Annotated in this window: 15 protein-coding genes; 7 read left to right on the top strand and 8 right to left on the bottom strand. The window is 66.9% G+C overall.

Translation table 11 applies throughout. The features are described from left to right. Positions 1 to 9 precede the first annotated feature (9 nt). From sufC to uvrB, 7 genes are all read left to right on the top strand, one after another. The gene (sufC, locus tag JX613_RS01125) at positions 10 to 765 is read left to right on the top strand and encodes a Fe-S cluster assembly ATPase SufC (RefSeq protein WP_207099600.1); all 756 of its coding nucleotides are present in this window, start codon (positions 10 to 12) and stop codon (positions 763 to 765) included. Continuing rightward, positions 765 to 2,099 (top strand): SufB/SufD family protein, encoded by a 1,335-nt coding sequence (locus JX613_RS01120; RefSeq protein ID WP_207099599.1) that lies wholly within the window; start codon positions 765 to 767, stop codon positions 2,097 to 2,099. Before sufC ends, JX613_RS01120 begins: the two co-directional genes overlap by 1 nt. Then, complete coding sequence (locus JX613_RS01115) at positions 2,072 to 2,590, top strand: hypothetical protein (protein WP_336512252.1); 519 nt, start codon at positions 2,072 to 2,074, stop codon at positions 2,588 to 2,590. Before JX613_RS01120 ends, JX613_RS01115 begins: the two co-directional genes overlap by 28 nt. Then, the gene (locus tag JX613_RS01110; protein WP_207099598.1) at positions 2,587 to 3,180 is read left to right on the top strand and encodes a Yip1 family protein; all 594 of its coding nucleotides are present in this window, start codon (positions 2,587 to 2,589) and stop codon (positions 3,178 to 3,180) included. The genes JX613_RS01115 and JX613_RS01110 overlap by 4 nt, the downstream gene beginning before the upstream one ends. Continuing rightward, positions 3,177 to 4,388, top strand: a complete 1,212-nt coding sequence (locus tag JX613_RS01105) for a cysteine desulfurase (RefSeq protein WP_207099597.1) — start codon at positions 3,177 to 3,179, stop codon at positions 4,386 to 4,388. Before JX613_RS01110 ends, JX613_RS01105 begins: the two co-directional genes overlap by 4 nt. Before the next feature lie 92 nt (positions 4,389 to 4,480). After that, complete coding sequence (locus JX613_RS01100) at positions 4,481 to 5,695, top strand: NAD(P)/FAD-dependent oxidoreductase (RefSeq protein ID WP_207099596.1); 1,215 nt, start codon at positions 4,481 to 4,483, stop codon at positions 5,693 to 5,695. 157 nt (positions 5,696 to 5,852) lie between these two features. Continuing rightward, complete coding sequence (gene uvrB / locus JX613_RS01095; RefSeq protein ID WP_207099595.1) at positions 5,853 to 8,039, top strand: excinuclease ABC subunit UvrB; 2,187 nt, start codon at positions 5,853 to 5,855, stop codon at positions 8,037 to 8,039. On the opposite strand, the gene JX613_RS01090 is transcribed toward uvrB, so the two are convergent. The 8 genes from JX613_RS01090 to glpD form a co-directional block, all read right to left on the bottom strand. Continuing rightward, positions 8,036 to 10,672, bottom strand: coding sequence for an ATP-binding protein (locus JX613_RS01090; protein ID WP_207099594.1), 2,637 nt, complete (start codon positions 10,670 to 10,672; stop codon positions 8,036 to 8,038). The genes uvrB and JX613_RS01090 overlap by 4 nt on opposite strands. 204 nt (positions 10,673 to 10,876) lie before the next feature. Beyond that, entirely contained in the window at positions 10,877 to 12,592 is a 1,716-nt protein-coding gene (locus JX613_RS01085) for an ABC transporter substrate-binding protein (RefSeq protein WP_207099593.1), read from the bottom strand. A 40-nt stretch (positions 12,593 to 12,632) separates the two neighbouring features. Beyond that, positions 12,633 to 13,031 (bottom strand): DUF2160 domain-containing protein, encoded by a 399-nt coding sequence (locus JX613_RS01080; protein WP_207099592.1) that lies wholly within the window; start codon positions 13,029 to 13,031, stop codon positions 12,633 to 12,635. After that, positions 13,031 to 13,840, bottom strand: coding sequence for a carbohydrate ABC transporter permease (locus JX613_RS01075; protein WP_207099591.1), 810 nt, complete (start codon positions 13,838 to 13,840; stop codon positions 13,031 to 13,033). The genes JX613_RS01080 and JX613_RS01075 overlap by 1 nt, the downstream gene beginning before the upstream one ends. Then, positions 13,837 to 14,703, bottom strand: coding sequence for a carbohydrate ABC transporter permease (locus JX613_RS01070; protein ID WP_207099590.1), 867 nt, complete (start codon positions 14,701 to 14,703; stop codon positions 13,837 to 13,839). The genes JX613_RS01075 and JX613_RS01070 overlap by 4 nt, the downstream gene beginning before the upstream one ends. Beyond that, positions 14,703 to 15,782 carry an ABC transporter ATP-binding protein gene (locus tag JX613_RS01065; protein ID WP_207099589.1) on the bottom strand — a complete coding sequence of 360 codons (1,080 nt, stop codon included), beginning with the start codon at positions 15,780 to 15,782 and terminating at the stop codon, positions 14,703 to 14,705. Before JX613_RS01065 ends, JX613_RS01070 begins: the two co-directional genes overlap by 1 nt. Then, positions 15,783 to 16,847, bottom strand: a complete 1,065-nt coding sequence (locus JX613_RS01060) for an ABC transporter ATP-binding protein (RefSeq protein ID WP_207099588.1) — start codon at positions 16,845 to 16,847, stop codon at positions 15,783 to 15,785. Continuing rightward, positions 16,844 to 18,394, bottom strand: a complete 1,551-nt coding sequence (gene glpD / locus JX613_RS01055; protein WP_207099587.1) for a glycerol-3-phosphate dehydrogenase — start codon at positions 18,392 to 18,394, stop codon at positions 16,844 to 16,846. The genes JX613_RS01060 and glpD overlap by 4 nt, the downstream gene beginning before the upstream one ends. Positions 18,395 to 18,501 lie beyond the last annotated feature (107 nt).

Genomic DNA, 18,501 nt, shown 5'->3' with positions numbered 1-18,501 from the left:
GAGGAAAAGATGCTGAAAATCGACAACTTGCACGTCAAGCTTGAGGAAGAGGACAAGCAGATCCTGAAGGGTCTGTCGCTGGAGGTTCCGGCCGGTCAGGTCCATGCGATCATGGGTCCGAACGGGTCGGGCAAATCGACGCTGTCCTATGTCCTGTCGGGCCGCGACGGCTATGAAGTGACGGAAGGGTCCGCCACGCTGGACGGCGAAAGCCTGCTGGACATGGAACCCGAGGAGCGCGCGGCCGCCGGCCTGTTCCTGGCCTTCCAGTATCCGGTCGAGATCCCCGGCGTCGGCAACATGACCTTCCTGCGCACCGCCGTGAACGCGCAGCGCAAGGCGCGGGGCGAGGCCGAACTGTCCTCGGGCGACTTTCTCAAGGTCGTGCGCGCCAAGGCGGCTGAGCTGCAGATCAGCCCCGAGATGCTGAAGCGTCCGGTCAATGTCGGCTTCTCGGGCGGCGAGAAGAAGCGCAACGAGATCCTGCAGATGGCCATGCTGGAACCGCGCATGTGCATCATGGACGAAACGGATTCGGGCCTGGACGTGGATGCAATGCGGCTGGTGTCGGACGGCGTGAACGCGCTGCGCTCGCCCGACCGGAGCTTCCTAGTCATCACGCATTACCAGCGCCTGCTGAACCACATCCAGCCGGATGTGGTGCATATCATGGCGAATGGCCGGATCGTGAAATCGGGCGGGCCGGAACTGGCCCTGCAGGTCGAACAGGAAGGTTACGGCGATCTTCTGGCGGAGGTCGGCTGATGGCGGATACCGCAGTCAGAAGAAAGGACCAGACCCCCTCGGTCGAGGGTGCGTCCAGGCCCGCCAACGCGCTGGATGCGCGGCTGGCCGCGCTGGCCCTGCCGCAGGGCGGGTTCACCGCAGCGGCGCGGCGCGATGCGCTGGCGCGGTTGCGCGACATGGGCCTGCCCGGTCCGCGCGACGAATACTGGCGCTATACCGATCCGCGCCCGTTCAACGCGCCGGTGACCGCCGCGATGCCGATCCCTGAGGGGCAGGAAACCCCGCTGTTCGACGGGCTGGACAAGCTGACCCTTGTCTTCGTGGACGGCCTCTTTGACGAGGCGGCGTCCGACGACCTGGCGCTGGACGGGGTCGAGATCGCGACCCTTGCCCAGGCCGATGGCGCGGGAAGCTGGGCGGCGGATCTCTATGGCACCCTGGAGGCGGCGGGCCAGAATCCGGTCAAGCGGCCCTTCGCGGTGCTGAACACGGCTGCCGCCCAGGACGGGCTGCTGATCCGCGTCACCGGAAAGCCGTCGAAGCCCATCCATGTGGTGCATCGCCGCGCCTCGGACAGCGCGGATGCGGTCTGGCACCATGTCATCCGCGTCGAGGAAGGCGCCGAACTGACCCTGCTGGAAACCGGCATGTCGGGCGCGCGGTCCAACAGCGTGATCGAGGTCGATCTGGCCCCCGGCGCGCGCTTCCACCATGTCGCGTCGAAACGCGCCGTGGATGCCAAGGTCGGCATCGGCCACATCTTCGCCCGCGTCGCGGCGCGCGCGCAGTTCAAGTCATTCACCCTGTCGGTGAACGGCACGACCATGCGCAACGAGGCCGTGATCGACATCGCGGGCGACGACGCCGTGGCCCATATCGCGGCGGCCGTCCTGGGCGACGGGGGCAAGGCGCCCTTCCATCAGGACGACACCGTCTTCATCACCCACGGGGCCGAGCGTTGCGAAAGCCGCCAGGTCTTCAAGAAGGTGCTGAAGAACGGGGCCGAGGGCGTGTTCCAGGGCAAGATCCTGGTCAAGCCCGGCGCGCAGAAGACCGACGGCTACCAGATCAGCCAGGCGCTGCTGCTGGACGAACGCAGCCAGTTCCTGGCGAAGCCCGAGCTGGAAATCTATGCCGACGACGTGAAATGTTCGCATGGATCGACCACCGGCGCGATCGACGAGGAAGCATTGTTCTATCTCCGCTCTCGCGGGGTGCCTCGGGAACGCGCCATCGTGTTTCTGGTCCTGTCCTTCCTGGCCGACGCCCTGGCCGAGGTCGAGGACGAAGCGATCCGCGACTGCATCTATGAACGGCTTGACGTGTGGCTGACCCTGAACGCGGTTCAATAAGGCGCGCGCCAGAGGGCATCGTCCCTCGGGTGCTGCAAAGCTGGTGGGCCCCGCGCCGGGTGGTGCGGGGCCTTTCCGCCATGCCGGAAGGGTCCAAGCTGGCGGTGCTGATGGCCGCGATGCTGGTCTTCCTGATCGCGCAGGCCCCCGCCCATGCGCGGCTGGCGCAGCTTGACCCCTCGGTCCCCTTCCAGGCCCGGATGGGGGGCGCGCTGCTGGCGGTGATGTTCATGATGCCGATCCTGGCCTATGCGGTGGCATCCCTGGTGACGATCCTGTCCCGCCTGACACCCTGGCACCTGCGGCAGGAGGATTCGCGGCTGGCCCTGTTCTGGGCGCTGCTGGCCGTGGCGCCCGCGATGCTGCTGGCCGGGCTGGTCGAGGGGATGGTCGGGCAGGGTCCGGCCCTGGCGGTTGTCCAGGCAATCTGCGGCATCGGTTTTCTGGTGATCTGGGGCGCCGGCATCGCGGCGCTGGCGAGGCGAAAATGACGTTCGACGACTTCAAGGCCCTGGTCGGCCTGTCCTTCCGCGATCCGCAACGGGCGGCGCAGGCGCTGATGGGGCAGGGCTGGCCGGTCCAGGCGCGCTGGATGGCGCTGCTGGCGGCGGTGTCGGTCTCGGCCCTGCTGGCCTGGCTGGCGGGCGCGATGTTCGCCGCCCCCTCCGATGAGGACGTGCAGGTCGTCCTGCTGAGCCAGCAGCCCATGGTCCTGGCCGTCATGCAGATGGGCGCCATCGTGATCGCGGCGGGCCTGATGTCGGGCGTGGGCCGCATGTTCGGCGGCCAGGGCCGGTTCGAGGACGCGCTGCTGCTGACCGTCTGGATCGAGGTTCTGCTGCTGCTGGTTCAGGCCGTCCAGATCGTGCTGTCGCTGGTCCTGCCCTCGGTCGCGGGGTTGCTGGGTATCATGGCGATGGCCCTGTTCCTGTGGCTGACCGTGCAGTTCACCAAGGCGCTGCACGGCTTTTCCAGCACGTTGAAGGTCACGATGGGCCTGATCGGCACCGCCATCGCCGCCGGGTTCCTTCTTTCCATCCTTGCCGCCGCCCTTGGGATCATGCCGGAGATGCCGCAATGAGCTTTGATGTCGATGCCGTCCGCGCCGATTTCCCGATCCTGTCGCGGCAGGTGAACAAGCGCCCGCTGGTCTATCTGGACAGCGGCGCCAGCGCGCAAAAGCCGCGCCAGGTGATCGAGGCGATTACCCGCGCTTACGAAGGCGAATATGCCAACGTGCATCGCGGCCTGCATTTCCTGTCGAACCTGGCGACCGACAACTATGAACGCGTCCGCGCGATTGTCGCCCGCTTCCTGAACGCTCCGCACGAGGATGAGGTGATCTTCACCAGCGGATCGACCGAGGGCATCAACCTGGTCAGCTATGGCTGGGCCGCGCCGCGCATGGCTGCGGGGGAGGAGATCGTGCTGTCCGTGCTGGAACACCACGCCAATATCGTGCCTTGGCATTTCCTGCGCGAACGGCAGGGGGTGGTGCTGAAATGGGTCGAACCCGAACCCGACGGATCGTTGCCGCCCGAAAAGGTGCTGGCCGCCGTGGGGCCGCGCACGAAGCTGATCGCCGTCACGCATATGTCGAACGTGACCGGCACCATCGTGGACGTTGGGGCGATTGCGCGCGGCACGGATGTGCCGGTTCTGGTCGATGGATCGCAGGCGGCGGTCCACATGCCGGTCGATCTGGCCGCGCTCGGCGTCGATTTCTACTGCATCACGGGGCACAAGCTTTACGGGCCGTCAGGCTCGGGCGCGATGTGGATCCGCCGCGACCGCCAGGCCGAGATGCGGCCCTTCCTGGGCGGCGGCGACATGATCCGCACGGTCACGCGCGAGGCCATCGACTATGCCGACCCGCCGCTGCGGTTCGAGGCGGGCACCCCCGGCATCGTCAACCAGATCGGCCTTGGCGCGGCGTTGGAATACATGATGGACCTGGGGATGGACAACATCGCCGCCCATGAACGGGACTTGCGCGATTACGCCCGCGACCGGCTGCGCAGCCTCAACTGGCTTCAGGTCCAGGGCGACGCGCCGGACAAGGGCGCGATCTTTTCCATGACCATGCAGGGCGCCCATGCCCATGACCTGTCCACCATCCTGGACAAGCGCGGCATCGCCGTGCGCGCGGGTAGCCATTGTGCCATGCCGCTGATGGAGTTCTTCGGAATCACCGCCAGCGCGCGGGCGTCCTTCGCCATGTACAATACCCGGCAGGAAGTGGACGCATTGGTCGAAGGATTGACCTTCTGCCACGAGCTTTTCGCCTGAATCTTGCAAAGTTTCTAGGGGTCGCCGAAGATCCTCTTGTCCAATGACGGAATGTCTGCATCCCTGACCGAAACACAGGTCAAGGTGCGGACATGGCAGAGATTTTGGTCTTGGGTGCGGGAATGGTCGGGGTTTCGACCGGGCTTGCCCTTCAGGCGCGCGGGCATCAGGTCACGATCATCGAACGCGGCGTGCCGGGGCGGGAAACCAGCTATGGCAATGCCGGCCTGATCCAGACCGAGGCGGTGGAACCCTATGCCATGCCGCTGGCCCCCGCCGCGCTGATCCAGATCGCCATGGGGCGCGGCTATGACGTGAAATGGAACCTGCCGGGCCTGATGTCGCAACTGAACGCGGTCTGGACCTATGCCATCAACTCTCTGCCCGCAGGCCACCGCCGGGCCACGCTGACCTGGGGCAAGCTGATCCGTCAATCGACCGAACGCCACGCGCCCCTGGTTCAGGCGGCGGGCGCCGACAACATCATCAGCCGCGACGGCTATATCGAGGTGCATCGCACCCCCGCCCGCATGGAAAAGGCGCGCATCACCGCCAAGCGGTTCCTGGACGAATTCGGGGTCGAGGCCAAGCTGATGGACGGCCGCGCGCTGCGCGCGCTGGAACCGGCCATCAAGATCGAGGTCGAGGGCGCGACCCATTGGTCGGATGCCTGGGCCTGTTCCGATCCGGGCGGCCTGGTCGCCGCCTATGCAGGCTTGTTTGAAAAGCGTGGCGGGCGGATCGTCAACGCCGATGCGGGCGACCTGCACCGCGCGGGCAATGGCTGGCGCGTCGGCGATGAGACCGCCGAACATGCCGTCGTGGCGCTTGGCCCCTGGTCGCCGATGCTGCTGCAACGCTTTGGGCTGACCGTGCCGATGGTGTTCAAGCGCGGCTATCACCGCCATTACCGCATGGAAACGCCGCCGAACCATCCCATCGCCGACTTCGGCAATTCGGTCGTGCTGTCACCGATGCGCCGGGGCCTGCGGATCGCCACCGCCGCCGAACTGACCAGCCACCCGCGCCTGACGCCGCCGCAACTGAAGCACGGCGAAAAGGCCGCGCGCGAACTGTTCGACATTGGTTCCCCGGTCGAGGCCGAACCCTGGACCGGCCGCCGCCCCTGCATCCCCGACATGCTGCCGGTGATCGGCCGCGTGCCCGACCAATCGAACCTTTGGGCGCATTTCGGCCACGGCCACCAGGGCTTCACCCTGGGTCCGGTCACGGCGGAAATCCTGGCCGAGGAGATGGACGGCGGCCAAGGCTGGGCGGAACTGCAGCCGACGCGGTTCAAGCGGTAGGCGCTTCTTCTTCAACCAAATATCCTCGGGGGATGAATTGGCCGCAGGCCAAGAAGGGGGCAGACAGCCCCCTTCTGCTGCCGCGTTCCGTCAGCAGCCCCGGTTGACTTTCGCGCGCGGCGACACACCTTAAGGCTCTGCCGCACAAGGGTCGCCCATGGGTCACAACAACACCAACGCGCCGGTCGCGCGTCCGATCGAAGTCACCCGCCCCAAGCTGGAAGGCGGGCGGCGTTTCGTCCTGAAAACCGACTTCGAACCGGCGGGCGACCAGCCGACGGCCATTGTCGAACTGGCCCAGGGCGTGCAGGCGGGCGAACGCGACCAGGTGTTGCTGGGCGCGACCGGCACGGGCAAGACCTTCACCATGGCCAAGGTGATCGAGGCGACGCAGCGCCCCGCCATCATCCTGGCGCCCAACAAGACGCTGGCCGCCCAGCTTTACGGCGAATTCAAGGGCTTCTTCCCCGACAATGCGGTGGAATATTTCGTCAGCTACTATGACTACTATCAGCCGGAAGCCTACGTTCCGCGCAGCGACACCTATATCGAGAAGGAATCCCAGATCAACGAGGCCATCGACCGGATGCGCCATTCGGCCACCCGCGCGCTGCTGGAACGCGACGACGTGATCATCGTGGCCTCGGTCAGCTGCATCTACGGCATCGGCTCGGTCGAGACCTATTCGGCCATGACCCAGGACATGGTGGTGGGCGACAGCTATGACCAGCGGGAATTCATCGCCCAGCTTGTGGCCCAGCAATACCGCCGCCTGGACGCGGCCTTCCAGCGGGGCGGGTTCCGGGTCAAGGGCGACGTGGTCGAGGTCTGGCCCGCCCACCTTGAGGACCGCGCCTGGCGCTTTGACTTCTTCGGGAACGAGCTTGAGGCGATCACCGAATTCGACCCGCTGACCGGGCAAAAGACCGACAACTTCCGCCAGATCCGCATCTATGCCAACAGCCATTATGTGACGCCGCGCCCGACGTTGCAGCAGGCGATCAAGGGCATCAAGGCGGAATTGCAGGGGCGGTTGAAGCAGCTTGTGGACGAAGGCAAGCTGCTGGAAGCCCAGCGGCTGGAACAGCGCACCAATTTCGACCTGGAGATGCTGGAGGCCACCGGCGTCTGCAACGGGATCGAGAACTATTCCCGCTATCTGACCGGCCGCGCGCCGGGCGAGCCGCCCCCCACGCTGTTCGAGTTCATCCCGGACAACGCCATCGTCTTTGCCGACGAATCCCATGTCAGCGTGCCGCAGATCGGCGGCATGTATCGCGGCGACTTCCGGCGCAAGTTCACCCTGGCCGAACACGGCTTCCGCCTGCCAAGCTGCATGGACAACCGCCCCCTCAAGTTCGAGGAATGGGACGCCATGCGCCCGCAGTCGGTCTTCGTCTCGGCCACCCCCGCGCAGTGGGAACTGGACCAGACCGGCGGCGTCTTCACCGAACAGATCATCCGCCCCACCGGCCTTCTGGATCCGCAGATCGAGATCCGCCCGGTCGAGATGCAGGTGGACGACCTGCTGGACGAAATCCGCAAGGTCAGCGCGGCAGGCCTGCGCACGCTGGTCACGACGCTCACCAAGCGCATGGCCGAGGATCTGACCGAGTATTTCCACGAACAGGGCATCCGCATCCGCTACATGCACAGCGACATCGACACGATCGAGCGGATCGAGATCCTGCGCGACCTGCGCCTTGGCGCCTTCGACGTGCTGGTGGGCATCAACTTGCTGCGCGAAGGGCTGGACATTCCCGAATGCGGGCTTGTGGCGATCCTGGATGCGGACAAGGAAGGCTTCCTGCGGTCGGAAACCTCGCTGATCCAGACCATCGGACGCGCGGCGCGCAACGCCGAGGGCCGCGTCATCATGTATGCCGACCACATCACCGGCAGCATGGAACGCGCCATGGCGGAAACCGAACGCCGCCGGCAGAAGCAGATGGCCTATAACGAGGCCCACGGCATCACGCCCCAGACCGTCCGCAAGAACGTGGAAGACGTGCTGGCGGGCCTGTGGCAGGGCGATACCGACCAGTCGCGGATCACCACCAAGGTGGACCGCCCGATGATCGGGTCGAACCTTCAGGCCCATCTGGACGCCCTGCGTGCGCAGATGCGCAAGGCCGCCGAGAACCTGGAATTCGAGGAAGCCGCCCGCCTGCGCGACGAGGTGAAGCGCCTGGAGGCCGTGGAACTGGCGGTGGCCGACGATCCCCTGGCGCGCCAGTCCGTGATCGAGGAAGCGGCCGAGGAAGCCGTGAAGGCCTCGGGGCGGTCCACGGCGGGCCGGGCGGGGCAGCGCGGCGGCAACAAGCGGTCCAGGCGGGGGCGCTAGACCGCCGCCTGCCGGGCCAGGGCTTCGTGGATCTTGCGCGCTAGCTGGTCGAAGCTGAAGGGCTTGGGCAGGAAGTTTCCGCCAGCCCTGACCCGGTCGGCGGTTTCCAGCGACTTGCCGGTATAGCCGCTGGTGTAAAGGACCGTCAGGTCGGGGCGCATCGCCCGGGCCTGTTCGACCAGTTGCGGGCCGGTCATCTGCGGCATGACCACGTCGGTGAACAGCAGCCGGATGTCCCCCCGCGCCTCCAGCAGGGCCAGGGCGGCAGCGCCCGAACCCGCCTCCAGCACCGTGTATCCCAGGTCTTGCAGCGCCGAGACGGTGAAGCCGCGCACGCGGTCCTCGTCCTCGACCACCAGGATCACGTCCTCGGGGCGGCCCGGTGGGGCGTCTGCCGCCTGATCGCCAGGCACCGGCGCGGCGCCTTCAAGGCAGCGGGGCAGATACAGGTCGACGATGGTGCCCTGTCCGACCTGCGACCTGATCGAGACATGCCCGCCCGACTGGCGGATGAAGCCGTAGACCTGGCTGAGGCCAAGCCCGGTTCCCCGGCCCGTCGGCTTGGTGGTGAAGAAGGGGTCGAAGGCCTTGGACAGAACCTCGGGCGTCATGCCCGCGCCGGTGTCCGCGACGCGGATGCGGACATGATCGCCCGGCTCGATCCCCAGGTCGCGGGCCTGGCCGCCGTCCAGGTGGGCATTGGCCGTTTGCAGCACCACCCGCCCGCCATCGGGCATCGCGTCGCGGGCGTTGACGGCCAGGTTGACGATGGCGTTTTCCAGCTGGTTCCGGTCAACCTTGATGGCCCACAGATCCGGCTGCAACTGCGCATCCAGCACCACCGTTTCCCCCAGCGACCGCGACAGCATGTCCGACAGCCCGGTCAGCAAGCCGTTGGCATCGACCACCGCCGGTTCCAGCGGCTGCTGGCGGGAAAAGGACAACAGCCGCTGCGTCAGGGCCGCGGCGCGGTTGGCGCCTTCCAGCGCCCCCTCAATATAAGGGCCGACATCGCTGTTGCCCCGTGCAAGCTGGCGCTGCGTCAGGTTCAGCCCGCTGATGACCACGGCCAGCATGTTGTTGAAGTCATGCGCGATGCCGCCGGTCAGCTGGCCCACGGCCTCCATCTTCTGCAACTGGCGCAGCTGGCGTTCGGCGGCCTCGCGGCGCTCGAACTCCTCGCGCAGGACGATTTCCCGCTGGGCAAGGGCGGCCTCCTGCTCCTCGACCCGGCGGTTGAGGCTGCGCAGCGCCTCGGCCCGTTCCATTGCCAGCCAGGTCTGCTGGACGATTTCCTTGGCCAGGGTGATCTCGGGCTCGGTCCAGTTGCGCACGGCGGCCTGGTGCAGATAGATGCCCGCCGCCCAGCGTCCGTCGGTCAGCAGCGGCACGCAGATCCCCGCCAGCACGCCGTCGCCGGCATAGGGCGCAAGCTGGCCTTCCGCATCGCTGCGGCTGTCGCCGAAGACCAGCGCGCGGCCCGCGCGGCGTTCGGTATCGGCATGGTCGCCATAGTAATTCGTGGCCTGCATCCCGATCAGCGGCTTCAGCGTGCCGTCGGTCCAGGACGCCTCGTGGCAGATGCTGTCCGGTCCCGTCAGGCGATAAAAGCCGACGCGGTTCACCCCAAGCCGCCTGCCCAAGGCCTCGGAGGAACTGTGCAGGATTTCGCGCGGGTCGGTCAGCATCCGCTGGTGGGCGATCTGTTCCAGCACGAACTCGCGTTCCTCTGCGGCGGCGCGCAGCTTCAACTCGGCTTCCTTCAGGGCGGTGATGTCATAGCTGACGCCGGGCAGGCGGATGCAGCGCCCGTCGGGGCCGGGAATGCAGCGCCCCTGGGCCGAGACCCAGGACACCGTTCCGTCCGGGCGCAGCAGGCGGTATTCCGAACTGAAGGCCCCGACGGTGCGGATCGTTTGGGCCACCTCGGCTTGCACCCGGGCGCGGTCGTCGGGATGGATGCCCTTGAAGAACGACTCGATCGGGGCACCGGCTTCGGCGACAGCCTCGTCCACGCCGTAGAGCGTGGCGAAACGCTTGTCCGAGGTGACGCGGTCCCGGGCCACGTCCCAATCCCAGATGCCGACGCTGTTGCCCGCCGACATGGCCAGGTCCAGCCGTTCGGCGGCCTCGGCGCGCGCGCGTTCGGCCAGGATGCGGGCCGTTGTTTCGTTCGTGACGCACAGCAGGCCGCAGATGCGCCCGGCGTCGTCGAAGACCGGCGAATAGGTGAAGGTCCAGTAGCTTTCCTCGGGCTCGCCTTGGCGGCTGAGGTCAAGGCGCATGTCCACCATCCGCTGGCTTTCGCCGCGCAGGCAACCGTCGACCAGGGGCGCGATCTCGTCCCAGATGCTGGCCCACAGGTCGCGGAACGGGCAGCCAAGCGCATGGGGTTCCCTGTAACCCAGGATCGGCCGGTAGGCGTCGTTGTAGAAGGACACCAGATCCGGCCCCCAGGCCATGTACATCGGCGTCGGGCAGGTCAGCATGGCCGACAGGATGGCGCGCAGGGACACCGGCCAGCCGTCAAGCGGCCCCAGGCCTGAGGCCTGCCAGTCGCGGCAGGCGATCTGCCGCGCGACCTGGCTGTTGGTGGCAGGCAGCCAGGTATAGGCGGGCCTTTCGATGTTCATCTGTCTGTCCTGATCGCGCGTCTTGCCGGAATCGCCCCAAGGTCAAAGGGTTAACCCGGGCCGGAATGCAGGGATATTCGCGTGAGGGACGTGAAGCTGCAAGGGTGCCGCAGGGTTATGCCGCAACGGCACCCGCAGAATGCAGGCAGCGGGCGGTGCCTTGCAGGGGAACCCGGCGGCCCGGGTTCCCCGATCGCGATCATGCTATTGCTGCCAGCTTTTCACCAGTTCGTCATAGCTGATGGTTTCGGGCTGCGGATCCTCGTTTTCCAGCTTCAGCTGGGGGGCGAGGCTGCCGTGTTCCTTGGCGTAGGTGTTCCACCATTCCAGGTCATGCTCCTCGGCCATCTTCGGGCCGATGTCGCCTTGGACGCCCGCGCGTTCCAGCCGCTCCAGCACCTTTTCCTGTTCCGCGCACAGGCTGTCCATCGCCTCTTGCGCGGTCTTGGCGCCGGATGCCGCGTCGCCGATGGCCTGCCACCACAGCTGCGCGAGCTTGGGATAATCCGGCACGTTGGTGCCCGTGGGCGACCATTGCAGGCGGGCGGGGCTGCGGTAGAACTCGATCAGGCCGCCCAGCTTGGGGGCGCGGTCGGTGAAGGATTGGTGGTCCAGCGTGGACTGGCGGATGAAGGTCAGGCCGACATGGCTTTTCTTCACGTCCACCGTCTTCGAGGTCACGAACTGCGCGTAAAGCCAGGCGGCCTTGGCGCGGTCGTCAGGCGTCGATTTCAGCAGCGTCCAGGACCCCGCGTCCTGATAGCCCAGCTTCATGCCGTCCTGCCAATAGGCGCCGTGGGGCGAGGGGGCGAAGCGCCACTTGGGCGTGCCGTCCTCGTTCACTACGGGCAGGCCTTCCTTGACGAAATCGGCGGTGAAGGCGGTATAGGTGAACATCTGCTGGGCGACCTCGCCTTGGCTGGGGACCGGGCCGCTTTCGCTGAAGGTCATGCCCTGCGCGGCCGGGGGGGCGTATTTGGCCATCCAGTCGAGGTATTTCTGGATCGCATAGACCGCCGCCGGGCCGTTGGTGTCGCCCCCGCGCGCCACGCAGCTGCCGACAGGGCGGCTGTTCTCATCCACGCGGATGCCCCATTCGTCCACGGGCTTGCCGTTGGGAATGCCCTTGTCGCCGTTTCCGGCCATGGACAGCCAGGCGTCGGTGAAGCGCCAGCCAAGCGAGGGGTCCTTCTTGCCATAGTCCATGTGGCCATAGACCTTCTTGCCGTCGATCTCGCGGCCGGTGAAGAACTCGGCGATGTCCTCATAGGCCGACCAGGTGACGGGCACGCCCAGGTCATAGCCGTATTTGGCCTTGAACTCCTCCTGGTTCTTCGGGTCGTCGAACCAGTCCTTGCGGAACCAGTAGAGGTTGGCGAACTGCTGGTCGGGCAGTTGATAGAGGTTCCCGTCCGGCGCGGTGGTGAAGGACTTGCCGATGAAGTCGTCGATGTCGAGGTTCGGGTTGGTCACGTCCTTCCCGGCATTCGCCATCCAGTCGGTCAGGTTGCGGGCCTGCTGATAGCGCCAGTGGGTGCCGATCAGGTCGCTGTCGTTGACATAGGCGTCATAGATATTCTCGCCCGACTGCATCTGCGTCTGCAGCTTTTCCACCACGTCGCCTTCGCCGATCAGGTCATGGGTGACCTTGATCCCGGTGATGGCCGTGAAGGCGGGGGCGAGGGTCTTGGATTCGTATTCATGGGTGGTGATGGTTTCCGACACCACCTTGATCTCCATCCCCGCGAAGGGTTGGGCGGCGTCGATGAACCATTGCATCTCGGCCTCTTGCCCCGCGCGGTCCAGGCTGGACATGTCGCCGATCTCGGCATCGAGGAAGGCCTTCGCCTCCTCGATCCCGGCCTGCGCGCCGGTTGCCATCAGCGCAAGCGCCATGGCGGTCGTCAGGTGCAGTCTCATGTCGTCTCCTCCCCAGGATGGGCCTTTTGCGGCCCGGTTTTCACACCCAGCGGAACACCGCCGCGGCGTAGATCAGTGACAGGATCAATCCTCCCCAGGCCGGGGTTCCTCCGAATCCCAGCCAGGCGAGGTTGATAAAGGCCGAGCCGAGCAGGCTGATGAACAGCCGGTCGCCCCGCGTGGTCCAGATCCGCAACAGCCCCTTGCGGGGTGTCTCGGGGGACCGGATGGCGGCCCAGGTAAAGACCAGCAGCAGCGCCGCGATCACCCAGAAGAACAGCGCGGTCGGAAAGGTCCAGGCCATCCAGCCGCCGGGATTGAGGCTGCCGGTCCATTCGCGCACGCCGTCCTTGGCGGGAACCAGCATGACCAGCCAGGCCAGGACGCCCCCCATCAGCAGGGCGGCGGCGGCAAAGCCCGAGTTGACGGACCGGCGCATCACACCCTCCCCAGGGCAAAGCCCTTGGCGATGTAGTTCCGCACGAACCAGATGACCAAGGCGCCCGGCAGGATCGTCAGCACCCCCGCCGCCGCCAGCACGCCCCAGTCGAGGCCCGAGGCGCTGACCGTGCGGGTCATGGTCGCCGCGATGGGCTTAGCGTTCACCGATGTCAGCGTGCGGCTCAGCAGCAGTTCGACCCAACTGAACATGAAGCAGAAGAAGGCCGCGACGCCGATGCCGCTGGCGATCAGGGGCATGAAGATGCGGGTGAAGAAGCGGGGGAAGGAATAGCCGTCGATATAGGCCGTCTCGTCGATCTCGCGCGGGACGCCGGACATGAAGCCTTCGAGGATCCAGACCGCCAAGGGCACGTTGAACAGGCAGTGCGCCAAGGCCACGGCGATATGAGTGTCGAAGAGGCCCACGGCGGAATAAAGCTGAAAGAAGGGCAGGGCGAAGACGGCAGGCGGCGCCATGCGGTTCGTCAGCAGCCAGAAGAACAGGTGCTTGTCGCCCAGGAAGCGGTATCGGCTGAAGGCATAGGCCGCGGGCAGCGCCACGGCCAGCGACAAGGCCGTGTTCATCACCACATAGATCAGGCTGTTGACATAGCCCATGTACCAGCTGGGATCCGTCAGGATCACGCGATAGTTGGCCAGCGTGGGCGTCCGGGGCCAGAGGCTGAAGGTGCCGGTGATCTCGGCGTTGGTCTTCAGGCTCATGTTCACCAGCCAGTAGATCGGCACCAGCAGGAACAGCAAATACAGGGTCATCACGATGGCCGAGCCACGGGAGGCGCGCGTCATGGCGTTTCCCTTTGCGCGGTCATGACGGTGTAGAACACCCAGGAGATCAGCAGGATCACCAGGAAGTAGATCAGGCTGAAGGCCGCCGCCGGGCCAAGGTCGAACTGTCCGATCGCCATCTTCACCAGGTCGATGGACAGGAAGGTGGTGGCGTTGCCGGGGCCGCCGCCGGTGACGACGAAAGGCTCGGTGTAGATCATGAAGCTGTCCATGAAGCGCAGCAAGACCGCGATCAGCAGCACGCCCGCCATCTTGGGCAGCTCGATATAACGGAAGACGCCCCAGCGGCTCGCCTGGTCGATGCGGGCGGCCTGGTAATAGGCGTCGGGGATCGACTGCAGGCCCGCATAGCAGAGCAGCGCGACGAGGCTGGTCCAGTGCCACACGTCCATGACGATGATCGTGGCCCAGGCGTCCAGCGGGTCGTTGACATAGTTGTAGTCGATGCCCATCGCCGCCAGCGTATGCCCCAGCAACCCGATGTCCACGCGCCCGAAGACCTGCCAGATGGTGCCGACCACGTTCCACGGGATCAGCAGGGGCAGGGCCATCAGCACCAGCACGAGGCTCGCCCAGAAGCCGCGCTTGGGCATGTTCAGCGCGATGAAGATGCCCAGGGGGATCTCGATGGCCAGGATGATGGCCGAGAACAGCAGTTGCCGACCCAGGGCGGCATGGATGCGGTCCGACTCCAGCACCTCCTGGAACCAGCCAAGGCCGTTCCAGAAGAACTGGTTGTTCCCGAAAGTGTCCTGCACGGAATAGTTCACCACCGTCATCAGCGGGATCACGGCGGAAAAGGCGACCAGCACCAGCACCGGCAGGACCAGCAGCCAGGCGCGGTTGTTGACGGGCTTGTCCATCACGCGGCCCTTTCCAGCGGCTCGATGCGCCAGTCGTCCACGAAGACGCCGATGCGGGCGGGGTCCAGGGCCACGCGGTCGAAACCGGCGGGGATCGGCTGGTCCTCGGGGACGACAAGGTTGAAGGGCGCGCCCGCGACCTCGCCGCGCAGGATGCGGTGGTGGCCCACGTCCTCGGCACGGATCAGGCGGAAGGGCAGGCCCTCGGGTGCGGGGCGCACGGCGTTGGGTCGGATGCCGATCTGCACGCGGCCCTTGGGCGGGGCATAGGGGGCGCCGAGGGGGATCGTGGTTCCGGCGACATAGGCGGTCGCGCCCTCGACCCGCGCGTCCAGCAGGTTCATGCCGGGCGAGCCGATGAAATAGCCCACGAAGGTATGCGCCGGGCTGTCGAACAGCGATTGCGGGGTGCCCGCCTGCACGACACGGCCCTCGGACATGACGACGACCTCGTCGGCGAAGGTCAGGGCCTCGGTCTGGTCATGGGTGACATAGATCATCGTATGGCCGAACTCGCGGTGCAGGGCCTTCAATTGGGTGCGAAGCTCCCATTTCATCTGCGGGTCGATCACGGTCAGGGGTTCATCGAAGAGGATCGCGTTCACGTCCTGGCGGACCATGCCGCGGCCCAGGCTGATCTTCTGCTTGGCATCCGCCGTCAGGCCGCGCGCGCGGCGGTCCAGCGTGTCGGTCATGCCGATCATGCGCGCCACCGCATCCACACGCGCGGCGATCTGCGCCGCCGGAAGGCCCCGGTTCTTCAGCGGAAAGGCGAGGTTCTGGCGGACGGTCATGGTGTCGTAGACGACCGGGAACTGGAACACCTGCGCGATGTTGCGGTCCGCCGTGGGCAGGTCCGTCACGTCGCGGTCGCCGAACAGCACCCGCCCGCGCGAGGGGTGCAGCAGCCCCGAGATGATGTTCAGCAGCGTGGTCTTGCCGCAGCCGGACGATCCCAGCAGCGCATAGGCGCCCCCGTCGCGCCAGGTCAGCGACATCGGCTTCAGCGCCCAGTCGGCATCGCCCTTCAGCGCGGGGCTGTAACTGTGGGCCAGGTTGTCCAGGGTGATCCGCGCCATTCACGCCGCCCGTGCATAGGGGGCGGCGCGGGCAAGCCTGCCGCCCTGGTCGAACAGATAGACATGCGCCGGATCCAGCCACACCGTCACCGGACCCTGCGGCAGTCGGCGCACCCCAGGCACCAGCCCGACCCAGCGGTCCTGGCCATGGGACAGGTGCAGGAAGGTCTCGGCCCCGGTGATCTCGGTCGCGTCAAGCCGGGCGGGCAGGGGGATGGCCTGCGGAGTGGGCTCCAGCGTCAGATGGGGCGCGCGGAAACCGGCGGTGTAGGGGCCGTCAGCCACATCCACCGGCCAGCGGGCATCGTCCAAAGCCGCCTCGCCCCCCGCCACCGCGATGCGCTTGAAATTCATCGGCGGGTCGCTGAAGACGCGCGCGGTCACGGCATCCTGCGGCGCGCGGTAAACCTGCGGCGTCGGGCCGAACTGCGTCACGCGGCCTTCCCACAGGGTCGCGGTGTTGCCGCCCAGCAGCAGCGCCTCCTCGGGTTCGGTCGTGGCATAAACGAAGATCGCGCCCGAGGCCTCGAAGATGCGGGGGATTTCGGCGCGCAACTCCTCGCGCAGCTTGTAGTCGAGGTTCGCCAGCGGCTCGTCCAGCAGCACCAGGCCCGCGCCCTTGACCAGCGCACGCGCCAGGGCGGTGCGCTGCTGCTGGCCGCCCGACAGTTCCAGCGGGCGGCGGTGCAGCATGGGCGTCAGGCGCATCATCTCGGCCGTCCGGCGCACGCGGGCGTCGATCTCGGCCCGCGCCACGCGTTGCAGCCGCAGGGGCGAGGCGATGTTGTCGTAAACGGTCATGGATGGATAGTTGATGAACTGCTGATAGACCATCGCCACCCCCCGGTCCTGCACGCGCTGGCCGGTCACGTCCCGGCCCTGCCACAGGACCTGCCCGGCGCTGGGCTGGTCCAGCCCCGCCATCAGCCGCATCAGCGTGGTCTTGCCCGACAGGGTCGGCCCCAGCAGGACGTTCATGCTGCCCGGCGCAAGCGTCAGGTCGGCGGGGTGGATCCAGACCTGGCCGGCGACCTCCTTGGAAACGCCCCGAAGCTCCAGCGTCATGCGGCGACCCTTTCGCTTGCGATGTAATCCTCGACCGCCGCGGCCTGTTCGGGCGTCAGCCGCAGGCCCAGCTTGGAGCGGCGCCACAGCACGCTTTCGGCGTCCTGCGCCCATTCGCGCCCGATCATCCAGCGGACTTCGGCTTCGGTCAACGTCGCGCCGAAGTCGCGGCCCAGGTCGGCGGCGGTCCGGGCGCCGTCCAGCACCTGCGCGGCCTCGGTCCCATAGGCGCGGATCAGCCGGTTGGCCCAGCCGGGGGTCAGGAAGGGATGGTCGCGCATCAGCGCATCCGCCAGCGCCCCCGCCCCGTCCACGGGAAAGTCGCCGCCGGGCAGGGGGGCGCCCGCCGTCCAGGCCGCGCCCGCATGGGGCAGATGCGGGGCCAGCTTTGCCAGCGCGGCCTCGGCCAGGCGGCGGTAGGTGGTGATCTTGCCGCCGAAGACGTGCAGGCAGGGCGGGCCGTCCGCGTCCAGCGACAGCACGTAATCCCGCGTCGCCGCCGTGGCCGAGGACGAGCCGTCGTCGTAAAGCGGCCTGACCCCCGAATAGGTCCAGACCACGTCGGCGGGCGTCACGGGCGTCCTGAAATAGTCTGATACGAAGCGGCACAGGTAATCGACTTCCCCGGGCGTGCAGATGGCGGCCCCGGGCGGGCCGTCATGGTCCACGTCGGTCGTGCCGATCAGGGTGAAGTCGCCTTCATAGGGAATGGCAAAGACGATCCGCCCGTCCTGGCCTTGCAGGAAATAGGATTTCGGATGATCGAACAGCTTGCGTGTCACGATATGGCTGCCGCGCACCAGCCGCACCCCTTCGGTGGACGGAAGATGCGCCACGTCGCGGATCACCTGTCCCACCCACGGCCCCGCCGCATTCACCAGGACGCGCGCGCGGAAGCTGCGCCCGTCGGCCAGACGGATCGTCCAGCCCTCTCCCTCGCGCCGGGCCTCGGTCACGCGGGCGCCGACGATGATGTCGGCCCCGCGCGCCGCCGCGTCCCGCGCGTTCAGCACCACCAGCCGCGCGTCGTCCACCCAGGCATCGGAATATTCAAAGGCCCGCACCAGCCGGTCCTGCAACGGCACGCCCTCGGGCGCATGGCGCAAATCCAGCGAGGAGGTGCCCGGCAGGATTTCCCGCGCGCCCAGATGGTCGTACAGGAACAGCCCCGCGCGGATCACCAGATCGGGACGGTGGCCGCGCGCCCAGGGCATCGCGACCGACAGCAGCCGCGACACCGGCGTCCCCCCGGCAAAGCGCATCTGCGGGTCCAGCGGCAGGACAAAGCGCATCGGCCAGGCGATATGCGGCATCGCCCGCAGCAGCACCTCGCGTTCGCGCAGCGATTCCCGCACCAGGCGCAGTTCCAGGAACTCCAGGTATCGCAGCCCGCCGTGGAACAGCTTGGTGGATGCGCTGCTGGTCGCCCCGGCCAGGTCGCCCTGTTCCGCCAGCCGCACGGAAAGGCCCCGCCCGGCGGCGTCCCGGGCGATGCCCGTGCCGTTGATCCCACCGCCGATGACGAACAGATCCGTCGCTTGCGACATGGCAGCCTCACTCCCTTGCAGGGAAGTCGAACATCCGCGCGCAGATTCTGTCAACATGGATGTTCGTTCCTGCGCATTTTGTTTCGCTTGACAGATGATCCTTGCGC

The organism is Paracoccus shandongensis (assembly GCF_017315735.1).
GTDB classification, from domain to species: Bacteria; Pseudomonadota; Alphaproteobacteria; order Rhodobacterales; family Rhodobacteraceae; genus Paracoccus; species Paracoccus shandongensis.
This window is presented reverse-complemented; position numbering and strand designations above follow the sequence as displayed.

Excerpts from the sequence above, each read along its gene's own strand:
- uvrB (WP_207099595.1), top strand. The coding sequence starts at position 5,853 with ATGGGTCACAACAACACCAACGCGCCGGTCGCGCGTCCGATCGAAGTC.
- JX613_RS01100 (WP_207099596.1), top strand. The coding sequence starts at position 4,481 with ATGGCAGAGATTTTGGTCTTGGGTGCGGGAATGGTCGGGGTTTCGACC.
- JX613_RS01105 (WP_207099597.1), top strand. The coding sequence starts at position 3,177 with ATGAGCTTTGATGTCGATGCCGTCCGCGCCGATTTCCCGATCCTGTCG.
- JX613_RS01080 (WP_207099592.1), bottom strand. The coding sequence starts at position 13,031 with ATGCGCCGGTCCGTCAACTCGGGCTTTGCCGCCGCCGCCCTGCTGATG.
- JX613_RS01060 (WP_207099588.1), bottom strand. The coding sequence starts at position 16,847 with ATGACGCTGGAGCTTCGGGGCGTTTCCAAGGAGGTCGCCGGCCAGGTC.
- JX613_RS01120 (WP_207099599.1), top strand. The coding sequence starts at position 765 with ATGGCGGATACCGCAGTCAGAAGAAAGGACCAGACCCCCTCGGTCGAG.
- glpD (WP_207099587.1), bottom strand. The coding sequence starts at position 18,394 with ATGTCGCAAGCGACGGATCTGTTCGTCATCGGCGGTGGGATCAACGGC.
- JX613_RS01075 (WP_207099591.1), bottom strand. The coding sequence starts at position 13,840 with ATGACGCGCGCCTCCCGTGGCTCGGCCATCGTGATGACCCTGTATTTG.
- sufC (WP_207099600.1), top strand. The coding sequence starts at position 10 with ATGCTGAAAATCGACAACTTGCACGTCAAGCTTGAGGAAGAGGACAAG.
- JX613_RS01090 (WP_207099594.1), bottom strand. The coding sequence starts at position 10,672 with ATGAACATCGAAAGGCCCGCCTATACCTGGCTGCCTGCCACCAACAGC.
- JX613_RS01110 (WP_207099598.1), top strand. The coding sequence starts at position 2,587 with ATGACGTTCGACGACTTCAAGGCCCTGGTCGGCCTGTCCTTCCGCGAT.
- JX613_RS01070 (WP_207099590.1), bottom strand. The coding sequence starts at position 14,703 with ATGGACAAGCCCGTCAACAACCGCGCCTGGCTGCTGGTCCTGCCGGTG.
- JX613_RS01085 (WP_207099593.1), bottom strand. The coding sequence starts at position 12,592 with ATGAGACTGCACCTGACGACCGCCATGGCGCTTGCGCTGATGGCAACC.
- JX613_RS01065 (WP_207099589.1), bottom strand. The coding sequence starts at position 15,782 with ATGGCGCGGATCACCCTGGACAACCTGGCCCACAGTTACAGCCCCGCG.